The sequence below is a fragment of the Alcaligenes sp. Me129 genome (assembly GCF_050487245.1).
Taxonomy (GTDB): Bacteria; Pseudomonadota; Gammaproteobacteria; order Burkholderiales; family Burkholderiaceae_B; genus Alcaligenes; species Alcaligenes phenolicus.
The window spans coordinates 18526-36100 of record NZ_JBKQGX010000003.1 but is presented as its reverse complement, the minus strand read 5'-3'; the positions used below and the strand labels follow the sequence as shown (position 1 = coordinate 36100).

Sequence of the window (17575 nt, the reverse complement as noted above, 5' to 3'; positions counted from 1 at the left end):
CTGTTGGGACGCATCATACTTTCGCGACGGCCTCGGCATGCTCATGCGAATGGCTGTGATCCGCCTGGGCCAAATCCTCGGCCGGGACGGTCTCGCCTTGCAGGAGACGCTGCTGAATATCGTGGAAACGGTTCCAGCGATTTTGCCAGGCCGACTCGGAGGTCACGCGCTGAATCTGCACGGCCGTCACCTTGTACTCGGGGCAGTTGGTTGCCCAGTCCGAGTTGTTGGTGGTGACCACGTTGGCGCCCGACTCGGGAAAGTGGAAAGTAGTATAGACCACCCCTGGCTGCACTCGTTCGGTCACCGTCGCGCGCAGGGCGGTCTCGCCCGCACGGCTCTTGACCGAGACTTTGTCGCCACTGCGAATGCCACGATCTTCGGCATCCACCGGGTGAATTTCCAGCAAGTCCTCTGCATGCCAGGTCACGTTGTCGGTACGGCGGGTTTGTGCGCCCACGTTGTATTGCGACAGGATTCGGCCGGTGGTCAGCAGCAAGGGGAACTTGCGGCTGCTGCGCTCTTCGGTGGGTACGTACTGAGTCAGCATGAAGCGGCCCTTGCCACGCACGAACTCGTCGATGTGCATGGTGGGGGTGCCTTCAGGCGCCTGTTCGTTGCAAGGCCATTGCACGCTGCCACCCAGCTCCTGGATGCGATCGTAAGACACGCCGGCAAAGGTCGGGGTCAGACGGGCGATCTCGTCCATGATCTGGCCGGGATGCTCGTAATTCATGGGGTAGCCTAAAGCACGGGCCAGAGCGCAGGTGACTTCCCAGTCGGCCATGCCCGCCTTGGGCTCCATCACTTTGCGTACGCGCGAAATGCGGCGCTCGGCGTTGGTGAAGGTGCCGTCTTTTTCCAGGAAGGATGAACCGGGCAGGAACACGTGGGCGTACTTGGCGGTTTCGTTCAGGAACAGATCCTGTACCACCACACACTCCATGGCAGCCATGGCGGCGGCCACGTGCTGGGTGTTCGGGTCGGATTGAACAATGTCTTCGCCCTGGCAGTACAGCCCCTTGAAGCTGCCACTCAAGGCGGCGTCAAACATATTGGGAATGCGCAGACCGGGTTCAGATTGCAGAGATACGCCCCAGGCCTCTTCAAACTGCTGGCGTACGCTGGTGTCGGAGACGTGACGGTAGCCGGGGAACTCGTGCGGGAAGGAGCCCATATCGCAGGAGCCTTGCACGTTGTTCTGACCACGCAGCGGGTTCACACCCACGCCTTCGCGGCCTACGTTACCCGTAGCCATGGCCAGGTTGGCAATGGCCATCACAGTGGTGGAGCCCTGGCTGTGTTCTGTCACACCCAGGCCGTAGTAGATCGAACCGTTACCGCCGGTGGCGTATAGACGGGCTGCGCCACGGATGTCGTCGGCGGACACACCGCAGATCTCGGCCATGGCTTCCGGCGAGTTCTGGGGCTGGCTGACAAAGCTGCGCCATTCATTAAAGGCGGCGGTATCGCAGCGTTCGGCCACATAGGCCTCATTCACCAGATTTTCAGTGACGATTACGTGGGCCATGGCGGTCAGCATGGCGGTGTTGGTGCCTGGACGCAGGGGCAGGTGATAGTCGGCCTGGATGTGCGGCGAGCTGACCAGTTCAGTCTGACGCGGGTCGATCACGATCAGGCGGGCACCCTGGCGCAGGCGACGTTTCAGGCGCGACGCAAATACGGGGTGAGCGGCGCTGGGGTTGGCACCCATCACGATCACTACGTCGGTGTGCATCACCGAGTCAAAGGTTTGCGTACCGGCGGACTCACCCAGGGTCATCTTCAGGCCGTAGCCGGTCGGGGAGTGACACACGCGGGCGCAGGTGTCCACGTTATTGGTACCAAAGGCGGCACGAACCAGCTTTTGCACCAGATAGGTTTCTTCGTTGGTGCAACGCGAGGAGGTGATACCGCCCACCGCGTCACGACCGTGCTGATCCTGAATGCGACGAAACTCGGAGGCAGCGTAATTGATGGCCTCGTCCCACGACACTTCCTGCCAGGGGTCCGTAATGCTCTTGCGTATCATGGGGCTCAGGATACGGTCCTGGTGTGTGGCGTAACCCCAGGCGAAACGACCTTTCACGCAGGCGTGGCCACGGTTGGCCTTGCCGTCTTTCCAGGGTGTCATGCGAATGACTTTGTCGCCCTTCATCTCGGCCTTGAAGCCGCAACCGACACCGCAATAGGCGCAGGTGGTGATGACGGCGTGCTCGGGCTGACCCAGGTCGATAACCGACTTTTCCATCAAGGAAGAAGTCGGGCAGGCCTGGACACAAGCACCGCAGGAGACGCAATCGCTACCCAGGAAGCCATCGTTCTGACCGGCGGTGACACGCGATTCAAAACCGCGTTTGTCGATGGTCAGCGCAAAGGTGCCCTGAACTTCCTCACAGGCGCGCACGCAGCGATTGCAGACAATGCATTTGCTGGAGTCGTAGGCAAAGTAAGGATTGGAATTGTCGGTGGTGTCGTCCAGGTGGTTGGCACCATCAAAGCCATAGCGCACGCTGCGCAGGCCCACCACACCGGCCATGTCTTGCAGTTCGCAATTGCCGTTGGCAGGACAGGTCAGGCAGTCCAGCGGGTGATCGGAGATGTACAGCTCCATCACGTTGCGGCGCAGCTTGTGCAGGGTGTCGTTTTCGGTTTGGACGACCATGCCTTCTTCCACCAGGGTGGTGCAGGAAGCAGGGTGGCCGCGACGGCCTTCAATGTCCACCAGGCACAGACGGCAGGAGCCAAAGGCCTCCAGCGAATCGGTGGCGCACAGCTTGGGAATATTGATACCGGCCAAGGCGGCTGCGTGCATCACGGAAGTGCCGACGGGCACTTCAATCAATTTGCCATCGATGGTCAGGTTGACCATCTCGGTCTGGGTCGAGGCTGGGGTGCCCAGGTCACGTTCGCGTACGGCGACTGTTTCTTTCATGGTGATCTCCGTCTTAGACCTTGGCCAGGTCCTGCTCGGTTTGCGGGGCCAGTCCAAAATCCTGGGGGAAGTGTTCCAGCGCGGACAGGACGGGATAAGGGGTCATGCCGCCCAAGGCGCACAAGGACCCGGAGAACATGGTGTCGCACAGGTCGCGCAGCAGCTCGACATGGTTATCCATGTCTTCGCGGCGACGGATCTTCTGGATGGTCTCCACACCACGCGTAGAGCCGATGCGACAGGGTGTGCATTTGCCACAGGATTCGATGGCACAGAATTCCATGGCGTACTGCGCCATGTGGGCCATGTCCACCGTATCGTCAAAAGCCACCAGGCCACCGTGGCCGACCATGGCATTGATCTTCATGTAGGCTTCGTAGTCCAGCGGGACATCCCACTGGTGTTCGGGCAGATAGGCTCCCAAGGGGCCACCGACTTGCACTGCACGCAAGGGACGACCGCTGGCACTGCCACCACCGTAGTCGTACAGCAATTCGCGCAGGGTGACGCCAAAGGCTTTTTCCACCAGGCCACCGTTTTGCAGATTGCCGGTCAATTGGAATGCCAGCGTGCCACGCGAGCGGCCCATGCCGTAGTTCTGGTAGTAAGCACCGCCCTTGGCCAGAATAACTGGCACGGAAGCCAGGGACACTACGTTATTGATGACCGTAGGCTGACCAAACAAACCTTTGATGGCGGGCAGAGGCGGTTTCACACGCACCATGCCACGCTTGCCTTCCAGACTGTCGAGCAGGGCGGTTTCTTCACCACAGATGTAGGCGCCGGCTGCCTTGCGTACTTCCAGATCGAACTCGCAGCCGCTGCCTTGAATGTTCTTGCCCAGCCAGCCTGCTGCGCGCGCCGCCACGATGGCTTCGTTCAACGCTTGCACGGCCAGAGGGTATTCGGAACGCACGTAGATGTAGCCATAGGTCGCACCTACAGCCAGCCCGGCAATCGCCATGCCTTCAACCAGGCACAGCGGATCGCCTTCCATCAGCATGCGGTCGGAGAAAGTGCCCGAGTCGCCTTCGTCGGCATTACAGACAATGTATTTCTGCTGTGCCGGGGTGTTCAGTACCGTGTTCCATTTGATGCCGGTCGGGAAAGCCGCACCGCCACGACCTCGCAGGCCGGAGTCGGTCACTTCTTTCACAATGGCGGCCGGTTCCATGCTCAGCGCCTTGCGCAAACCTTCGAAGCCACCACAGGATTGGTAATCGGCCACGCTGACCGGATCAATAATCCCCACACGGGCAAAAGTCAGGCGTTCCTGATTCTTCAGGTAAGGGATGGCGTCCGTCAGACCGTGGCACAACTTATGTGCACCGCCTTGCAGAAAACCAGCGTCGAACAGACCGGGCAGATCTTCAGTCTGGACAGGGCCGTAAGCGACGCGGCCTTCAGCCGTTTGCACTTCCACCATGGGCTCCAGCCATAGCAAACCACGCGAGCCATTGCGCACAATCTGCACATCCAGACCGCGCTCCTGAGCCTGGGCCGCCAGTTGCCGGGCAATCTCATGGGCGCCCATGGCGACCGCTGCGGTGTCGCGCGGAACGTAAACGGTAATGGTGCTCATGACTGGGCCTCCTGGCTGCTTAGCAGGGCATCCAGTTTTTCGGGGGTGACGCGTGCATGGGGTACGCCATCGAGCATGACGGCGGGGGACTGAGCACAGAGGCCCAGACAGTAGACAGGCTCCAGCGTGTACTGGCCGTCGTCGCTGTTTTCATGGAAGTCGCAGTTCAGGCGGCGACGGGCATGAGCCGTCAGCTCCAGCCCGCCCCGCGCCTGACAGGCTTCTGCCCGGCAGATTTCCAGGGTATGAGTCGCGTGGGGCTGGGTGCGGAAGTGGGCGTAAAAAGAGATAACGCCATGGATTTCCGCACGGGACAGCGCCAGCTGCTCGGCCAGCACCGGCACCACGGACTCGGGAATACAGGCAATCCGGTCCTGAATCGTGTGCAAAATAGGCAACAGGTTACCTTTCTGGCCGGCGTGCTCCTGCACGGCCTGCAAGGCGACCTCTTCAGGAGTCAGACCGGACAGGTCCTGCTCCTGGTGATGAGGGGTTGTTTGCATGTCCTGTGTGCGCGGTACCCGGATAGGGAGCCTGCGCCTCCATGTTTTTTTATGCACAGCCGTGCATATTATTTGACGGTGTTTTCCCTTGTAATCTAACCACTTAAGTCCATAACTTCAATAAGCAATATTTCGCATATATAATGTTTGGTACATGCAGCACAAAACATAAATACGAAAACACACTGGTCTTAAAAACACATGACCAAACAGAAATTCAAAGCCCGGCTGCGCTCTGAATGGATTCTGGAAAATGCAGACGGCGTGGACCTTCCCATGGGGGATGTGTTGCGTTTGTTGGGTGCCATCGAGCGACTGGGGCACTTGGCGGGAGCCAGCAAGGAATGCCAGTTTTCCTACAGACATGCCTGGGGCTTGTTGCGTAATGCCGAAAAACAGTTTGATGCGGCCTTGCTGGAAACCTCCCGGCGCAAAGGCACCAAACTGACCGAGTTCGCCCAGCGTTTGCTGTGGGCGAATCGGCGACTGGATGCGCGTCTGACGCCAACCCTGGAGAGCATGGCTTCCGAGCTGGAAGAGGAGCTGGGCCGCTTGTATGCGCAGCCTCTGGACCGTTTGCGCTTTCAGGCCAGTCACGGATTTGCGATTGAAGGCCTGATGCGCTTTGCCAATGAGCACGATGGTCTGCCGCTGGAGCTGCGCTACCGCACAGCCATTGAAGCGCTGGCTTCGCTGGAGCGCGGGGATTGCGATCTGGCCGGTTTTCAGGTTCCGGTGGGTGAGTTCGAGGTGGCTGCCATGCGCCGTTATGGGCAGTGGCTGTCTCCGGCGCGTCACAGGCTGATTTTCCTTTCCACTCGCCGGACCGGCTTGTTTGTGGAGAAGGGCAATCCCAAGAACATCACCGGCATGGCGGACTTGTTGCGGCCCGATGTGCGCTTTGTGAACCGTCAGATGGGGTCCAGTACCCGCTTTCTGGCGACCTTGCTGCTGGGGCAGTTAGGGGTAAACACGAATGCGGTGCTGGGCTTTGAAACAACAGAATTGACACATATGGCGGTGGCGGCTCACGTTGCCAGTGGCATGGCCGATACCGGCCTGGGTGTGGAAACAGCGGCCAGCCGATGCGGGCTGGAGTTCATTCCCCTGGCCCAGGAGCGTTATTTCATTGCGGTCGAGCAAGAAGCGCTGGATAAGGCTCCTATGCAGGAACTGATGAACGTGATTGGCGGTTCCGCGTATAGTCAATTCATGGAAGGTCTGGTGGGTTACGACCCACGGGGTTTGGGACAGATCATGACGCTGGAACAGGCATTCGGGCAGGCTGCCGACATGCTCTGGCGTTAGACCCCATTGCATGACGAAAACACACACCATGAGACGGGGACGAACCCTGTCCTTGAAAAAGAGAACACCATGAGCGATGAGCATGGGCCAAAACGTGAACCGGTGTCTGTAGACCAGGTTCAGTACAGGCCATATCAAGAAGCAGCTCCCCCAGGTTCCGAGGCCCGGCCCTTGGAGCCGAGTGACCCGCAGCCTGCTGGAGCGGGGGTTATGCCGTCCGGCATCGAGCAGGGGGCGCAAGCGGGTGCTGCAGAGCCTGCACGCCGCCCGACCGTGCGGATTGCCGCTGTGTCAGGGCAACCTTTGGACAAGCGTCACCGCCCATTTCGTGACCTGCGCATTTCCCTGACCGACAAGTGCAATTTCCGCTGTACCTACTGTATGCCGCGGGAAGTCTTTGGCACGGACTACGAGTTCCTGCCTCATTCTTCCCTGCTCAGTTTTGAAGAGATTGAGCGCCTAGCACGGCAGGCCGTTGCTCTGGGCGTGCGCAAGCTGCGCCTGACGGGTGGCGAACCGCTATTGCGTCGAAATATTGAAGTGCTGATTGCCATGTTGGCCAAGCTGCGTACACCGGAAGGTGATGCGGTGGAGCTGACTTTGACCACCAATGGCACCTTGCTGGGTCGCAAGGCTCAGGCCTTGAAAGACGCGGGGCTGAATCGTGTCACCGTCAGCTTGGACGCCTTGGACGATGCCCGTTTTACTCAATTGAGTGATAGCGGCGTGTCGGTCTCCACCGTACTGGATGGCATTGCCAAGGCACAGGCCGTGGGTTTGAGCCCGGTAAAGGTCAATATGGTGGTGCGCAAAGGGCTGAACGATGATCAGATCTTGCCCATGGTGGAGCACTTCAAAGGCTCGGGCCAGATTCTGCGTTTTATTGAATATATGGACGTGGGCACCAGCAATGGCTGGAATCTGCAAGAAGTGCTCAGCGGTGCGGAGATTGTGGAACGTATCCAGTCCCGTTTCGAGCTGGAGCCAGTGGCCGCCCAATACCGTGGCGAAGTCGCCAGCCGCTGGCGCTTCAAGGATGGGACGGGCGAAGTTGGCGTGATCACCAGCGTCACTCAACCCTTCTGTGGAGACTGCTCGCGCATGCGTCTTTCGCCCGAAGGACGCCTGTTTCTGTGCCTGTTTGCTTCCCAGGGTTATGATGTCCGGGCGCAATTGCGCTCGGGTGCGTCCGACGAACAGTTAGCCGCCTATATGCACGGCGTCTGGACGGGACGGCAGGACCGATATTCCGAGATTCGGGGTGAGCAAACCACGAGTCGTGACCGTATCGAAATGAGTTATATCGGCGGATGATAAGCACACAGGACATCAGCGGTATTGTGCTGGCGGGCGGACGAGCCCGCCGTTTTGATTTGTCGGGCCAGATCGATAAAGGCTTGCTGCTCTTGCAGGGTCAGCCTTTGGTGCAGCATCTGGTACGTCGCTTGCGTCCGCAGGTGGGGACTATCCTGATCAGTGCCAATCGCAATCCCGAGCAGTATGTCCATTGGGGGCGTGTGGTCCCTGATGCCTTGGAGCTGGAGGGCTATCTGGGTCCGCTGGCCGGTTTGGCCAGTGTGCTGGATCAGATCAGTACGCCGTGGGCCTTGTCCTGCCCGGTGGATTTGCCTTTTGTGCCAGTGGATCTGGGCAAGCGTTTGATCAAGGCCGTTGAGGAGCAGGGCGCTGTGGCTGCCTACGCGCAGGCAGAGCGTAGCCACCCTTTATGCCTGTTACTGCGCACCGATCAGGCTGCGGGCCTGAAAGACTATCTGCTTAGCGGCGAGCGCCGTGTCATGAGCTGGCTGGAGAGCATAGGCGCGGTGGAAGTGGATTTCCGCGATGCGCCTGAACATGCTTTTTTCAATATCAACACGCCGCAGGATCTGGATCAGGCACAAAGCTGGTAAGCCTGTTGCAGTGGCTTTGCTGCGCAAGTATTGATGAGCAGAGGAAAACAGAGGCGGGGTGGGCTGTTCGTGCGTGAGCGTTCCGTTATGCGGCCCTCCTGAGCAGTAGGCTGTCTTTACGTGAAGTACCTTTAAATAGCTCCAAACCAAAACAAACAACACAAAAAAAACCGCCCTGATCAGGGCGGTTTTTGTATGGCAAGGCCAAAGCGTGAATAAGCGTTCGAGCTTATGCCTGCCACTGGCTGTATTCGTACAGACGCACCACATCGCCGGGGGCGATATGAGAGTCAGCAGGGATACGTGCCAGCGCTTGTGCCCAAGGCAAGGAGCTGATGACGCCCGAACCCTGATTGTCGAAGGGGCGCACCAACAGGCGGCCTTGCTCGTCGTTGTCTACTTGTACGCGGATGAATTCTTCGCGGTCACCTTCAAAGTGGCGTTCACCTTGCAGCACGCCGTAACGTGTGGTCGGCAGCACGTGTTGGCGACCTTGCAGACGACGAATCAGCGGCGAAACCATCAAGGAAAACACGGCGTAAGAAGATACCGGATTGCCGGGCAGGCAGACCAGAGGCTTGTCGGCAATGTAGGCCAGCGCCAGTGGTTTGCCCGGCTTCATGCGCACTTTCCATAGATCCAGCTGGCCGCCTATGCCTTCGATGGCAGGCTTCACAAAGTCTTTTTCCCCGACCGAGACACCGCCTACGGTCAGTACCAGGTCGCAGCGTTGCAGCAGCTCTTTCAGGGCGTCCTGAATGGCTTCCAGCGTGTCTTTGGCATGCACCGCATGCACAGTTTCAACACCCAGCGCCTGCAGCTGCGCACGCAGCATGGGGGCGTTGGAGTTGTAGATCTGGCCGGCTTTCAAAGGCTGGCCAGCAGGAGTCAGCTCGTCGCCTGTGGTCAGAATGCCGACGGTCAGCAGCGGGTACACCTGTAGCTGAGCATGGCCTTGCGCAGCCAGCTGAGCAATATGGGCTGCGGTCAGTTTGGTGCCTGTTGTGATCAGCACTTCACCAATGCGCATGTCCTCGCCCCGGCGGCGGATGTTCACGCCAGCCACGGGCATTTCCAGAATGCGCACACCTTGTTCGTCTTCCTGGCAGTTTTCCTGAATCACTACTGTATCCGCACCGGGTGGCAGCATGCTGCCGGTAAAGATGCGAATCGCCATGTTCTCTTTCAGTGTTTCAGGAATATCGCCGGCATAGCAGCGCTGCTGAATGGGCAGGACCTTGCCGTCGGCAATATCCGCCAGGCGCAGGGCATAGCCATCCATGGCGCTATTGTCGGCGGGCGGCATGTCCAGCTGGGCTTGAATATCCTGGGCCAGAATGCGTCCCAAGGCTTGCGACAGATCGCAGGTTTCGGTTTGGGTGGGAACTTGCCCTGCCTGGGCCAGCCTTTGCTGTGCTACGTCAAATTCGATCATAGGATGGATAAATTCGATAAAACAATTCGTGGCTCGGTGCGTCAGAGCACGGTGGAAAGGAGGTCGTTCGGGAGCTGTCGCTGTCATACCGTTGCAGGTATCAGGGCTTGGCTGGCTCCAGATATTCAGAGGCAAAATTGCAAGGGCGATGGTGGCTGTCCAACTGCTCTTTCAAGATTTTTTCCCAAGCCAGCTTGCACGCACCGCCCGAGCCGGGAATGCAGAACAGCAAGGTTCGGTTGGCTGTTCCCGCCAGAGCATCGGATTGCAGGGCAGAGGAGCCAATATCCTGGTACGACAGGTAGCGGAACTGCTCGCCAAAGCCGGTAATGACCTGATCGAGCAAAGGCGTGACCGCTGCAATCGTGGATTTCTTATGACTGAAACCCGTACCGCCATTGCAAATAATGACATTGATTTCCGGGTCCAGAATCCATTGGCTGAGCAGGGCGCGGATGGCGTAGATATTGTCCCTGCTGATGGCGCGCTGCACGCAGTAATGGCCGCTGTCAGTCAGGCTGGCCGCCAGATAATCGCCGGAGGTGTCATCATCCGGGCCACGGCGGTCCGAAATGGTCAGCACAGCAGCGTTCAGGCGAACAGCGGGTAAATCGGTCTTGGCTTTAGACATGCTTGTCGGTGTCCGCAGAGGTATTCCAGGAGTCCGTTTTCTGGGCGTCGCTGTCGCGCTGCTGTACCCAGAAACGCTTGCCGTCAGCCAGGGTTTCGCGCTTCCAGAAAGGGGCGCGGGTTTTCAGCACGTCCATGATGAATTCGCAGGCGCGAAAAGCGTCGCCACGGTGGGCGCTGGTGACGCCAACATAAACGATTTGTTCGGTCAGGTGCAGTTCGCCCACGCGGTGCACGACCAGCGTATCCAGTATGGGCCAGCGTTGACGGGCCTGATCGCAAACCGCTTCAATCTCGCGCTCGCACATGCCGGGGTAGTGTTCCAGGAACAGGGATTCGGTGGCGGTGCCATCGGCCTGATCGCGCACATAGCCGGTAAACGTCACCATGGCACCGGCCTTGCCGCCAGCCGTGGCGCGCAGCTCGTCATTCAGGGCGGCAACATCAAAATCTTCAGTCTGGATACGAATCATCTCAACCTCCGGTGACGGGCTCGAACACGGCCACTTCATCGCCGGGGCGGACAGGGTCGGTAGGCTTGGCGTGAAACTGGTTGACGGCCACATGCAGGCGGCCGGCCATATCGCTTAAATTCGGGTGGCGTTGCAGCAGGGCCTCGGTCCATTGCTGGACAGTGCCTTCCTGGGGCCATTCCCAGTTTTCCTGGCGCTGGCCTGTGCGTTCGGCCACTTGGGCGAAGTACAGGACGCGCAATGTCAAAGGGCTTGTCATGCTATCTCCGTGAAAGGGCTTAGAGCTGGGCAGTCCAGGTTCCGCTTTTGCCGCCGGTTTTCTCCAGCAAACGGGTCTGTTCGATCACAATGCCTTTGTCGGCCGCTTTGCACATATCGTAAATGGTCAGGGCGGCAATGGAGCAGGCCGTCATGGCTTCCATCTCTACGCCGGTGGTGTAGCGGGTGCGGCAGGTGGCCAGCACGGCAATGGTGCCTGCTGCGGCGTCGCTTTCAAAATCAATGCCGACAAAATCCAGGGGCAGGCTGTGGCACATGGGAATCAGCTCGGCACAGCGCTTGGCGGCCAGCACACCGGCCACGCGTGCGGTGTTCAGCACTTCGCCCTTGGCATTGTGCTGAGCCGACAGCAACTGGTAAGCAGCGGGACTCAAACGCACCACGGCGCGGGCCGTGGCCGAGCGGGAGGTGGCGGATTTGTGGCTGACATCGACCATCTGAACTTTTCCATCTTCATCCAGATGGGAAAGGTGCAAATCTGTGTTTTCGGTAGTGGTGCTCATGATCGCTCCGGGACCGGGCCTAGTGCGCGGTTCTAATTGTTTATGGTTGCATTATATACACCCGGCGCGGTGGCTCTGGCTAAGGCCCCGGCGGGTTGCGGTCTTCCCGCAAGCGGGCCGGGTCCAGCAGTCGGGCCAGTTCGATCAGGGTGCGAGCCTGCATTTTTTCCAGTGCCCGAGCGCGGTGCACTTCCACAGTGCGCATGGTGATGCTCAGGTCCTGGGCAATCTGCTTGTTCAGCCGTCCCTCCAGGGCCAGGGCCAGCACTTCGCGCTCGCGCTGCGACAGGGTGTCCAGCCGCTCCTCCAGTGCCTGCTCGTTGTCCCGTTCTTCCTGACTGGCTTCGTAGCTGCGCAGCACGTCCAGTACCCGGTCCACCAGATCGTTATCGTTAAAGGGCTTTTCGATGAAATCCGCCGCGCCTTGTTTCAGCGCGGTCACGGCCAGGGGCAGGTCGCCGTGGCCGGTCAGGAAAATAACGGGCAGACGGGATTGGCGCTCGCGCAATTGCTCGAACACTTCCAGGCCGGACAGTCCATCCATACGTATGTCGAGCAGGATGCAGCCCTGCGTTTCGGGGCTCAGGGCATTTAGAAAAGCCTCGCCGCTGTCCCAGAGTTCGGTGTTGACCTGACGGGTGGAGAACAGCCAGGCCAGGGCATCGCGGATGGCCGGGTCGTCGTCCACGATGTGGACCAAAGGAGCGCGCTTAGTCATGTTCGATCAAGGGTAGGGAAAACAGGAAAGTGGCACCGTGGGGAACACCGTTTTCAAACCAGAGTTTGCCATGGTGCAACTCCACGATGGAGCGGCAAATATTCAAGCCAATACCCAGACCTTGGGCTTTGGTGGTGGTAAAGGCCTGGAACACTTCTGCCATGATCGTTGCTGCCACGCCGGGGCCCTGGTCGGCCACCATCACCAGCACGACACCATTGCTGGCCTGCATGGTCACTTCCAGTACCCGGCGTTCTGGCTCCAGGCCCGACATGGCTTCGGCGGCATTGCGCAGCAGGTTGAAAATCAGTTGTTCCAGCAGTACCTTGTCGCCCATTACGGGCAGGTTTTCGGGGTGGGAGGGCACAATCAATTGAATCTGGTGATGGCGCAGACCTGCCTTGGCCATGGCCAGGGCGCCTTGCAAGGCATCGGGCAAATTCAGAGGGCTAAGCTGCGGATCGCGCTTGCGCACAAAGTCGTGAATGCGGTGGATGATTTGCCCTGCGCGGCGGGTTTGTTCCGCCAGGCTTTCCAGACCGCGACGCAGCTGTTTCGGGTCCAGCGGTTCATTTCCCAGCAGGTTCAGGGAACCAGCCGCATAGCTGGCAATGGCCGAGAGCGGCTGGTTCAGCTCGTGGGCCAGTGTGGAGGCCATTTCACCCATGGTAATGAGCTTGGCTGTGTGGTGGAGCTGTTCGGATTGGGAACTGGCCAGGGCTTCGGCCTGCTTGCGCGAGCTGATATCGATGATGGAACTGATCCAGCCCACGTGCCGTTTTTGCGCGTCAATCAGCGGGGATTCAAAGACCTGCACATCGACACGTGAGCCGTCCGGGCGCTGGAACAGGGTGTCAAAAACTTGCACCGAGCGGGAGGATTTCAGTCGATCTCGACGCTCCAGTGTTTCATCCATCATCTCCGGCACCCACCAGGGCATGGGTGGGGCCAGACCAATAATTTCTTCGCTGCTGCGGCCCACCAGTTCGCAAAACGCCGGGTTCACATACAGCACCTTGCCGTCCAGATCGCGGGCGCGCATGCCAGTCACCATGGAGTTTTCGATTGCGCTGCGAAAGGCTTGCTCCTGCATCAGGGCCAGCTCGGCTTCACGGCGCTTGCGGGCGTAGTGATGTTGCATCGCCAGGTTCACCACAGCCAGCAGGGCCAGGCCCGCAATCACGGTCAGTAGCAAGGTGAAGGTGGGGATGTTCTTTTGCGGGTAAGGCGTCATCAGCAAACGCACACCGTGCAAGGGCGGGTCTACCGACATGGCGTAACGCAACTGGCTTTCGCCCGGCTCGCCTTTGGAGCGTGTGGCCAGCGTCTGGTCGCTTTGGTCGATCAGGGAGACGTGATATTGCTCGGCAATCCACCAGGGCACGTTTTCCATCAGGATGGTGGCCAGCGAAAAGGTGGCGCGCAAGGTGCCGACAATATCGTTGTCTTCGTAAATGGGAACCACCAGATCCAGCACGCTTTCCTGGTGTTCATTGGAGTAATAGGCCGGTAGCCAGGTGGACGTGCGCGGCGTGCTGACGTGGGCTGCAATCCGCGTATCAGCACCGGGCGGGCGCACCAGCAAGGTGGTGCCAAAGCGATCCTGCACGGCCACTTTCAGCAGATCCGGGTGGATGGTCTTGAAGTGCTGTAATTGCGTCAGTGCCGTCTGGGTCGTGACGGGCTGGGACTGGACTTCAATTTCGCTGGCAATGCGGCTTAAATTGTTCTCGTGCGAGCGCAGCTGAAAGGACAGGGATTGCTCCACCCACAAGGCATTGCGTATCAGCTCGTTGGACTGCTCCTCATCCCGTTCCTTATTGACCGCCCAGGCAAACACGCCCATCAGCAGCACAATAATCAGGATGGCCAAAATAGGCACATAGGTGCTGATCGGGTAGGCCGCCAGAGTGCGCGAGGCCGCTTGGCGTATGAATCCGGACGGACGGGCAAGACGCATCATGACAAATGGTTTCGGATTTCCACAATAGATAATTCGGGACCGCTTTTTTAAGCTACACGCTTTCAAGCACATCAATCAATAAAACGTGTCGGCTCTTAACCGACCGGAGGCAAACATGAAAAAGACCCTTGTGGCCAGCTTGCTGGCGTCCGTATTCTTGTCCGCGCCTGTTCTGGCTAGCCCCATGATCATCAAGTTCAGCCACGTTGTATCGCCAGATACACCCAAGGGCAAGGGCGCCGTGCGCTTTAAGGAACTGGCCGAAAAGTACACCGAGGGCAAGGTGGTTGTCGAGGTCTACCCGAACTCGCAACTGTACAAGGACAAGGAAGAACTGGAAGCCCTGCAACTGGGCGCCGTGCACATGCTGGCTCCGTCGCTGGCCAAGTTTGGCCCTCTGGGCGTACGCGAATTTGAAGTGTTCGACCTGCCTTTCATTTTTCAGAACCGTGAGGACCTGCGTAAGGTGACTGAAGGTCCTGTAGGCCGCATGTTGCTGGACAAGCTGGAGCCCAAGGGCATCAAGGGTCTGTCCTACTGGGATAACGGCTTCAAGGTCATGAGCGCCAACACGCCCCTGAAAAGCGTGGATGATTTCCTGGGTCTGAAGATGCGCATCCAGTCCTCCAAGGTTCTGGAAGCCCAGTTCAAGGCACTGGACGCTGTGCCTCAGGTGATGGCTTTCTCCGAGGTGTACCAGGCTCTGCAAACGGGTGTGGTCGACGGCACCGAGAACCCGCCATCGAACATGTACACCCAGAAAATGCACGAAGTGCAAAAGCACGCCACCGTGTCCAACCACGGTTACCTGGGTTATGCCGTGATCGTGAACAAGAAGTTCTGGGAAGGTCTGCCTGACGATATTCGCCAAGGCATGGAAAAAGCCATGGAAGAAGCCACGGTTTACGCCAACGACATTGCTGAGCAAGAGAACAACGATTCCATGAAGGCCATGGAAGAGTCCGGCAAGACCCAGTTCTACCAACTGAGCGATGCCGAGCGTCAGGAATGGGTCAAGCAGCTGCGTCCCGTGCACAAGGAAATGGCTTCGCGTATCGGCCAGGACGTGATCGACGCCTTCTACAAGGCTACCGAATAAAGCCTGCTTCATCTGATTGTCTTGTACAGGTCTGATTCAGACCTGTTCTTCTTTTCTTCCCGCTACATGCTTGTGTCTGCCCGGCCCCCGGGCGGGCAGACTGTAGTCTGGAGCTACCCATGTTTTTACGATTTCTGGACCGCTTTGAGGAAATGTTCATCTCATTTCTGATGGTGGCGGCCGTAGTGATTATTTTTGTAGCGGTCTGCCAGCGCTACTCGGTCAGCCTACTGGCTGATCTGGTGTCCTGGTCGCGGGCTCAGGGTTATGAGTCCATTACCGCCATGGCCCGTTCTACCTACCGAAGCGTGGCCGGCGTCAACTTGCTCTGGGCACAGGAGCTGTGCATTTACCTGTTTGTCTGGATGGCCAAGTTCGGCGCCGCTTACGGCGTTCGTGTTGGTATCCACGTGGGTGTGGACGTGCTGGTAAACGCTGTGGGCCCACGCTGGCGTCATCTGCTGGTGGTGATTTCCCTGTTCGCCGGTGCCTTGTTCACAGCCATTGTTGCCTGGATTGGTGGCCGCTTTGTGTATGGCATTGCCCAGACTGCTCAGGTGTCGGCTGACCTGGAAGTGCCGGTATGGATTGTGTATCTGGCGGTGCCCGCGGGCTCCTTGCTGATGTGCTTCCGCTTCCTGCAAGCCTTGATGAACTTTATCCAGACGGGCCATTTGCCTCATCACGAGCCTGCGGCGGATCTGATCGCTGAAACAGAGCGCGGTGTGTCTGAATCCGAAGGAGCGCGCGCATGACCGCCCTGATTATTTTTGCCTTGCTGGCTATCCTGTTGCTGACAGGCATGCCGGTATCGATTGCCCTGGGTCTGACGGTGATGGGTTTCCTGTTCACCATGACCGAAGTACCGATGGACAGTATTGCGCTCAAGCTGTTCACCGGGATCGAGAAGTTCGAGATCATGGCGATTCCGTTCTTCATCCTGGCCGGTAGCTTCCTCACGCATGGCGGGGTCGCACAACGCATGATTCGCTTTGCCGCTTCCATGGTCGGCCACTTGCCCGGCGGCATGGGTCTGGCTGCGGTGCTGGCTTGCGCCCTGTTTGCGTCTATCAGTGGTTCCTCGCCTGCCACGGTGGCGGCCATTGGTTCCATCATGATTCCGGCCATGGTCAAACAAGGCTACCCCGTGCAATTCGGGACTGGCATTGTGGCGACTTCCGGCGGTCTGGGCATCTTGCTGCCACCCTCGATTGTGATGGTGATGTACGCCGTGGCAACCAGCGGCATGATGGTTGAAGGCCCGGATGGGGTCAAAGTCGGTACGGCTTCTATTGGTCAGCTGTTTATTGCCGGTGTGGTTCCGGGTTTGATTCTGGCGTTTTTCCTGGGTGCAACCACCATGTTCCGCGCCTGGAAACTGGGTTACCCCCGTATGCCCCGCGCATCCTACAAGGAACGCTGGCGTGCCTTCATGGACTCCATCTGGGGCCTGATGCTGATCGTTATCGTGATGGGCGGGATTTACTCCGGTGTGTTCACGCCTACCGAAGCAGCAGCTATCAGTGCGGTTTACGCCTTTGTGATTGCGGTCTGGGTCTACAAGGACGTGAAGCTGCGCGAGGTCAAACGCATTGTGCTGGAATCGGCAGCCATGAGTGCCATGCTGCTGTACATCATCACCAACGCGGTCATGTTCGCCTTCATTCTGACGTCCGAGCAGATTCCACAGGCCATTGCGGAATGGATCGTGTCGCAAGGCATGGGCCTGATCGCCTTCCTGCTGTTCGTGAACGTCCTGTTGCTGGTGATCGGTATGGTGATGGAGCCCTCGGGACTGATTCTGATCATGGCTCCCATCCTGTTCCCTGTCGCCATGAAGCTGGGCATGGACCCGGTTCACTTTGGCATCATGCTGGTGGTGAACATGGAGATTGGGCTGGCGACACCACCAGTGGGTTTGAACCTGTATGTGGCGTCCAGCATATCGAAGTTGGGCCTGACCGAAGTTACCAAGTCCACATTGCCTTGGTTGCTGACTGGTTTGGCCTTCCTGTTGATGATTACCTTCGTACCTGAAATTACGCTTTGGCTGCCCCGCATGATGGGATGGCTGTAGTAGTCCTGATCGCTATCCGCGAGCAGGGCAAGGTGAGCCCATGATGTGGCAGTACGGCTTGATGCAAGCTGCGCAAGACGTGAATCACCTTGAAGGCCGGGCAAAAAGCCCGGCCTTTTTTGTGAGCGATCGCTTGGGATCTCGAAAAGTTTATCGCTGC

The 17575-nt window shown here is 58.6% G+C and carries 16 protein-coding genes; 6 read left to right on the top strand and 10 right to left on the bottom strand.

Annotation, left to right across the window (positions count from 1 at the left end; genetic code table 11):
• Window positions 1-13: 13 nt before the first annotated feature.
• The 3 genes from fdhF to ACLPGZ_RS04065 are packed head-to-tail and all read right to left on the bottom strand — an operon-like array spanning window position 14 to window position 5020.
• The gene (fdhF, locus tag ACLPGZ_RS04075) at window positions 14-2935 is read right to left on the bottom strand and encodes a formate dehydrogenase subunit alpha (RefSeq protein WP_203145096.1); all 2922 of its coding nucleotides are present in this window, start codon (window positions 2933-2935) and stop codon (window positions 14-16) included.
• 13 nt (window positions 2936-2948) lie between these two features.
• Complete coding sequence (locus ACLPGZ_RS04070) at window positions 2949-4517, bottom strand: formate dehydrogenase beta subunit (RefSeq protein WP_429640994.1); 1569 nt, start codon at window positions 4515-4517, stop codon at window positions 2949-2951.
• Window positions 4514-5020 carry a formate dehydrogenase subunit gamma gene (locus tag ACLPGZ_RS04065; RefSeq protein WP_042483136.1) on the bottom strand — a complete coding sequence of 169 codons (507 nt, stop codon included), beginning with the start codon at window positions 5018-5020 and terminating at the stop codon, window positions 4514-4516. Before ACLPGZ_RS04065 ends, ACLPGZ_RS04070 begins: the two co-directional genes overlap by 4 nt.
• Before the next feature lie 201 nt (window positions 5021-5221).
• Here ACLPGZ_RS04065 and ACLPGZ_RS04060 point away from each other — a divergent pair, with 201 nt between their 5' ends.
• The 3 genes from ACLPGZ_RS04060 to mobA all read left to right on the top strand — a co-directional run bounded on the left by ACLPGZ_RS04060 (window position 5222) and on the right by mobA (window position 8238).
• Window positions 5222-6328 carry a substrate-binding domain-containing protein gene (locus tag ACLPGZ_RS04060; protein WP_022983231.1) on the top strand — a complete coding sequence of 369 codons (1107 nt, stop codon included), beginning with the start codon at window positions 5222-5224 and terminating at the stop codon, window positions 6326-6328.
• Between the two features lie 210 nt (window positions 6329-6538).
• A complete protein-coding gene (gene moaA / locus ACLPGZ_RS04055; RefSeq protein WP_115634242.1) occupies window positions 6539-7642 on the top strand; it encodes a GTP 3',8-cyclase MoaA in 1104 nt (367 codons plus the stop codon).
• The gene (mobA, locus tag ACLPGZ_RS04050; protein WP_115634241.1) at window positions 7639-8238 is read left to right on the top strand and encodes a molybdenum cofactor guanylyltransferase MobA; all 600 of its coding nucleotides are present in this window, start codon (window positions 7639-7641) and stop codon (window positions 8236-8238) included. The genes moaA and mobA overlap by 4 nt, the downstream gene beginning before the upstream one ends.
• 229 nt (window positions 8239-8467) lie before the next feature.
• On the opposite strand, the gene ACLPGZ_RS04045 is transcribed toward mobA, so the two are convergent.
• From ACLPGZ_RS04045 to ACLPGZ_RS04015, 7 genes are all read right to left on the bottom strand, one after another.
• Window positions 8468-9673 carry a molybdopterin molybdotransferase MoeA gene (locus ACLPGZ_RS04045; RefSeq protein WP_083054421.1) on the bottom strand — a complete coding sequence of 402 codons (1206 nt, stop codon included), beginning with the start codon at window positions 9671-9673 and terminating at the stop codon, window positions 8468-8470.
• Window positions 9674-9773: 100 nt separating this feature from the next.
• On the bottom strand, window positions 9774-10304 hold the full coding sequence (locus ACLPGZ_RS04040) for a molybdenum cofactor synthesis domain-containing protein (RefSeq protein WP_060186308.1): 531 nt from the start codon (window positions 10302-10304) through the stop codon (window positions 9774-9776).
• Window positions 10297-10776, bottom strand: coding sequence for a molybdenum cofactor biosynthesis protein MoaE (locus tag ACLPGZ_RS04035; protein ID WP_035271202.1), 480 nt, complete (start codon window positions 10774-10776; stop codon window positions 10297-10299). The genes ACLPGZ_RS04040 and ACLPGZ_RS04035 overlap by 8 nt, the downstream gene beginning before the upstream one ends.
• 1 nt (window position 10777) lies before the next feature.
• Entirely contained in the window at window positions 10778-11035 is a 258-nt protein-coding gene (gene moaD, locus ACLPGZ_RS04030) for a molybdopterin converting factor subunit 1 (RefSeq protein WP_009463873.1), read from the bottom strand.
• Window positions 11036-11054: 19 nt separating this feature from the next.
• Entirely contained in the window at window positions 11055-11558 is a 504-nt protein-coding gene (gene moaC / locus ACLPGZ_RS04025) for a cyclic pyranopterin monophosphate synthase MoaC (protein ID WP_009463872.1), read from the bottom strand.
• Window positions 11559-11637: 79 nt separating this feature from the next.
• On the bottom strand, window positions 11638-12276 hold the full coding sequence (locus ACLPGZ_RS04020) for a response regulator transcription factor (RefSeq protein WP_035271198.1): 639 nt from the start codon (window positions 12274-12276) through the stop codon (window positions 11638-11640).
• Complete coding sequence (locus tag ACLPGZ_RS04015; protein WP_052159349.1) at window positions 12269-14239, bottom strand: PAS domain S-box protein; 1971 nt, start codon at window positions 14237-14239, stop codon at window positions 12269-12271. Before ACLPGZ_RS04015 ends, ACLPGZ_RS04020 begins: the two co-directional genes overlap by 8 nt.
• A 115-nt stretch (window positions 14240-14354) precedes the next feature.
• On the opposite strand from ACLPGZ_RS04015, the gene ACLPGZ_RS04010 reads away from it, so the two are divergent.
• The 3 genes from ACLPGZ_RS04010 (at window position 14355) to ACLPGZ_RS04000 (ending at window position 17415) form a co-directional block, all read left to right on the top strand.
• Complete coding sequence (locus tag ACLPGZ_RS04010; protein WP_429640993.1) at window positions 14355-15338, top strand: TRAP transporter substrate-binding protein; 984 nt, start codon at window positions 14355-14357, stop codon at window positions 15336-15338.
• A 119-nt stretch (window positions 15339-15457) separates the two neighbouring features.
• Complete coding sequence (locus ACLPGZ_RS04005; RefSeq protein WP_035271196.1) at window positions 15458-16093, top strand: TRAP transporter small permease; 636 nt, start codon at window positions 15458-15460, stop codon at window positions 16091-16093.
• The gene (locus tag ACLPGZ_RS04000) at window positions 16090-17415 is read left to right on the top strand and encodes a TRAP transporter large permease (protein WP_035271195.1); all 1326 of its coding nucleotides are present in this window, start codon (window positions 16090-16092) and stop codon (window positions 17413-17415) included. The genes ACLPGZ_RS04005 and ACLPGZ_RS04000 overlap by 4 nt, the downstream gene beginning before the upstream one ends.
• Window positions 17416-17575: the final 160 nt, after the last annotated feature.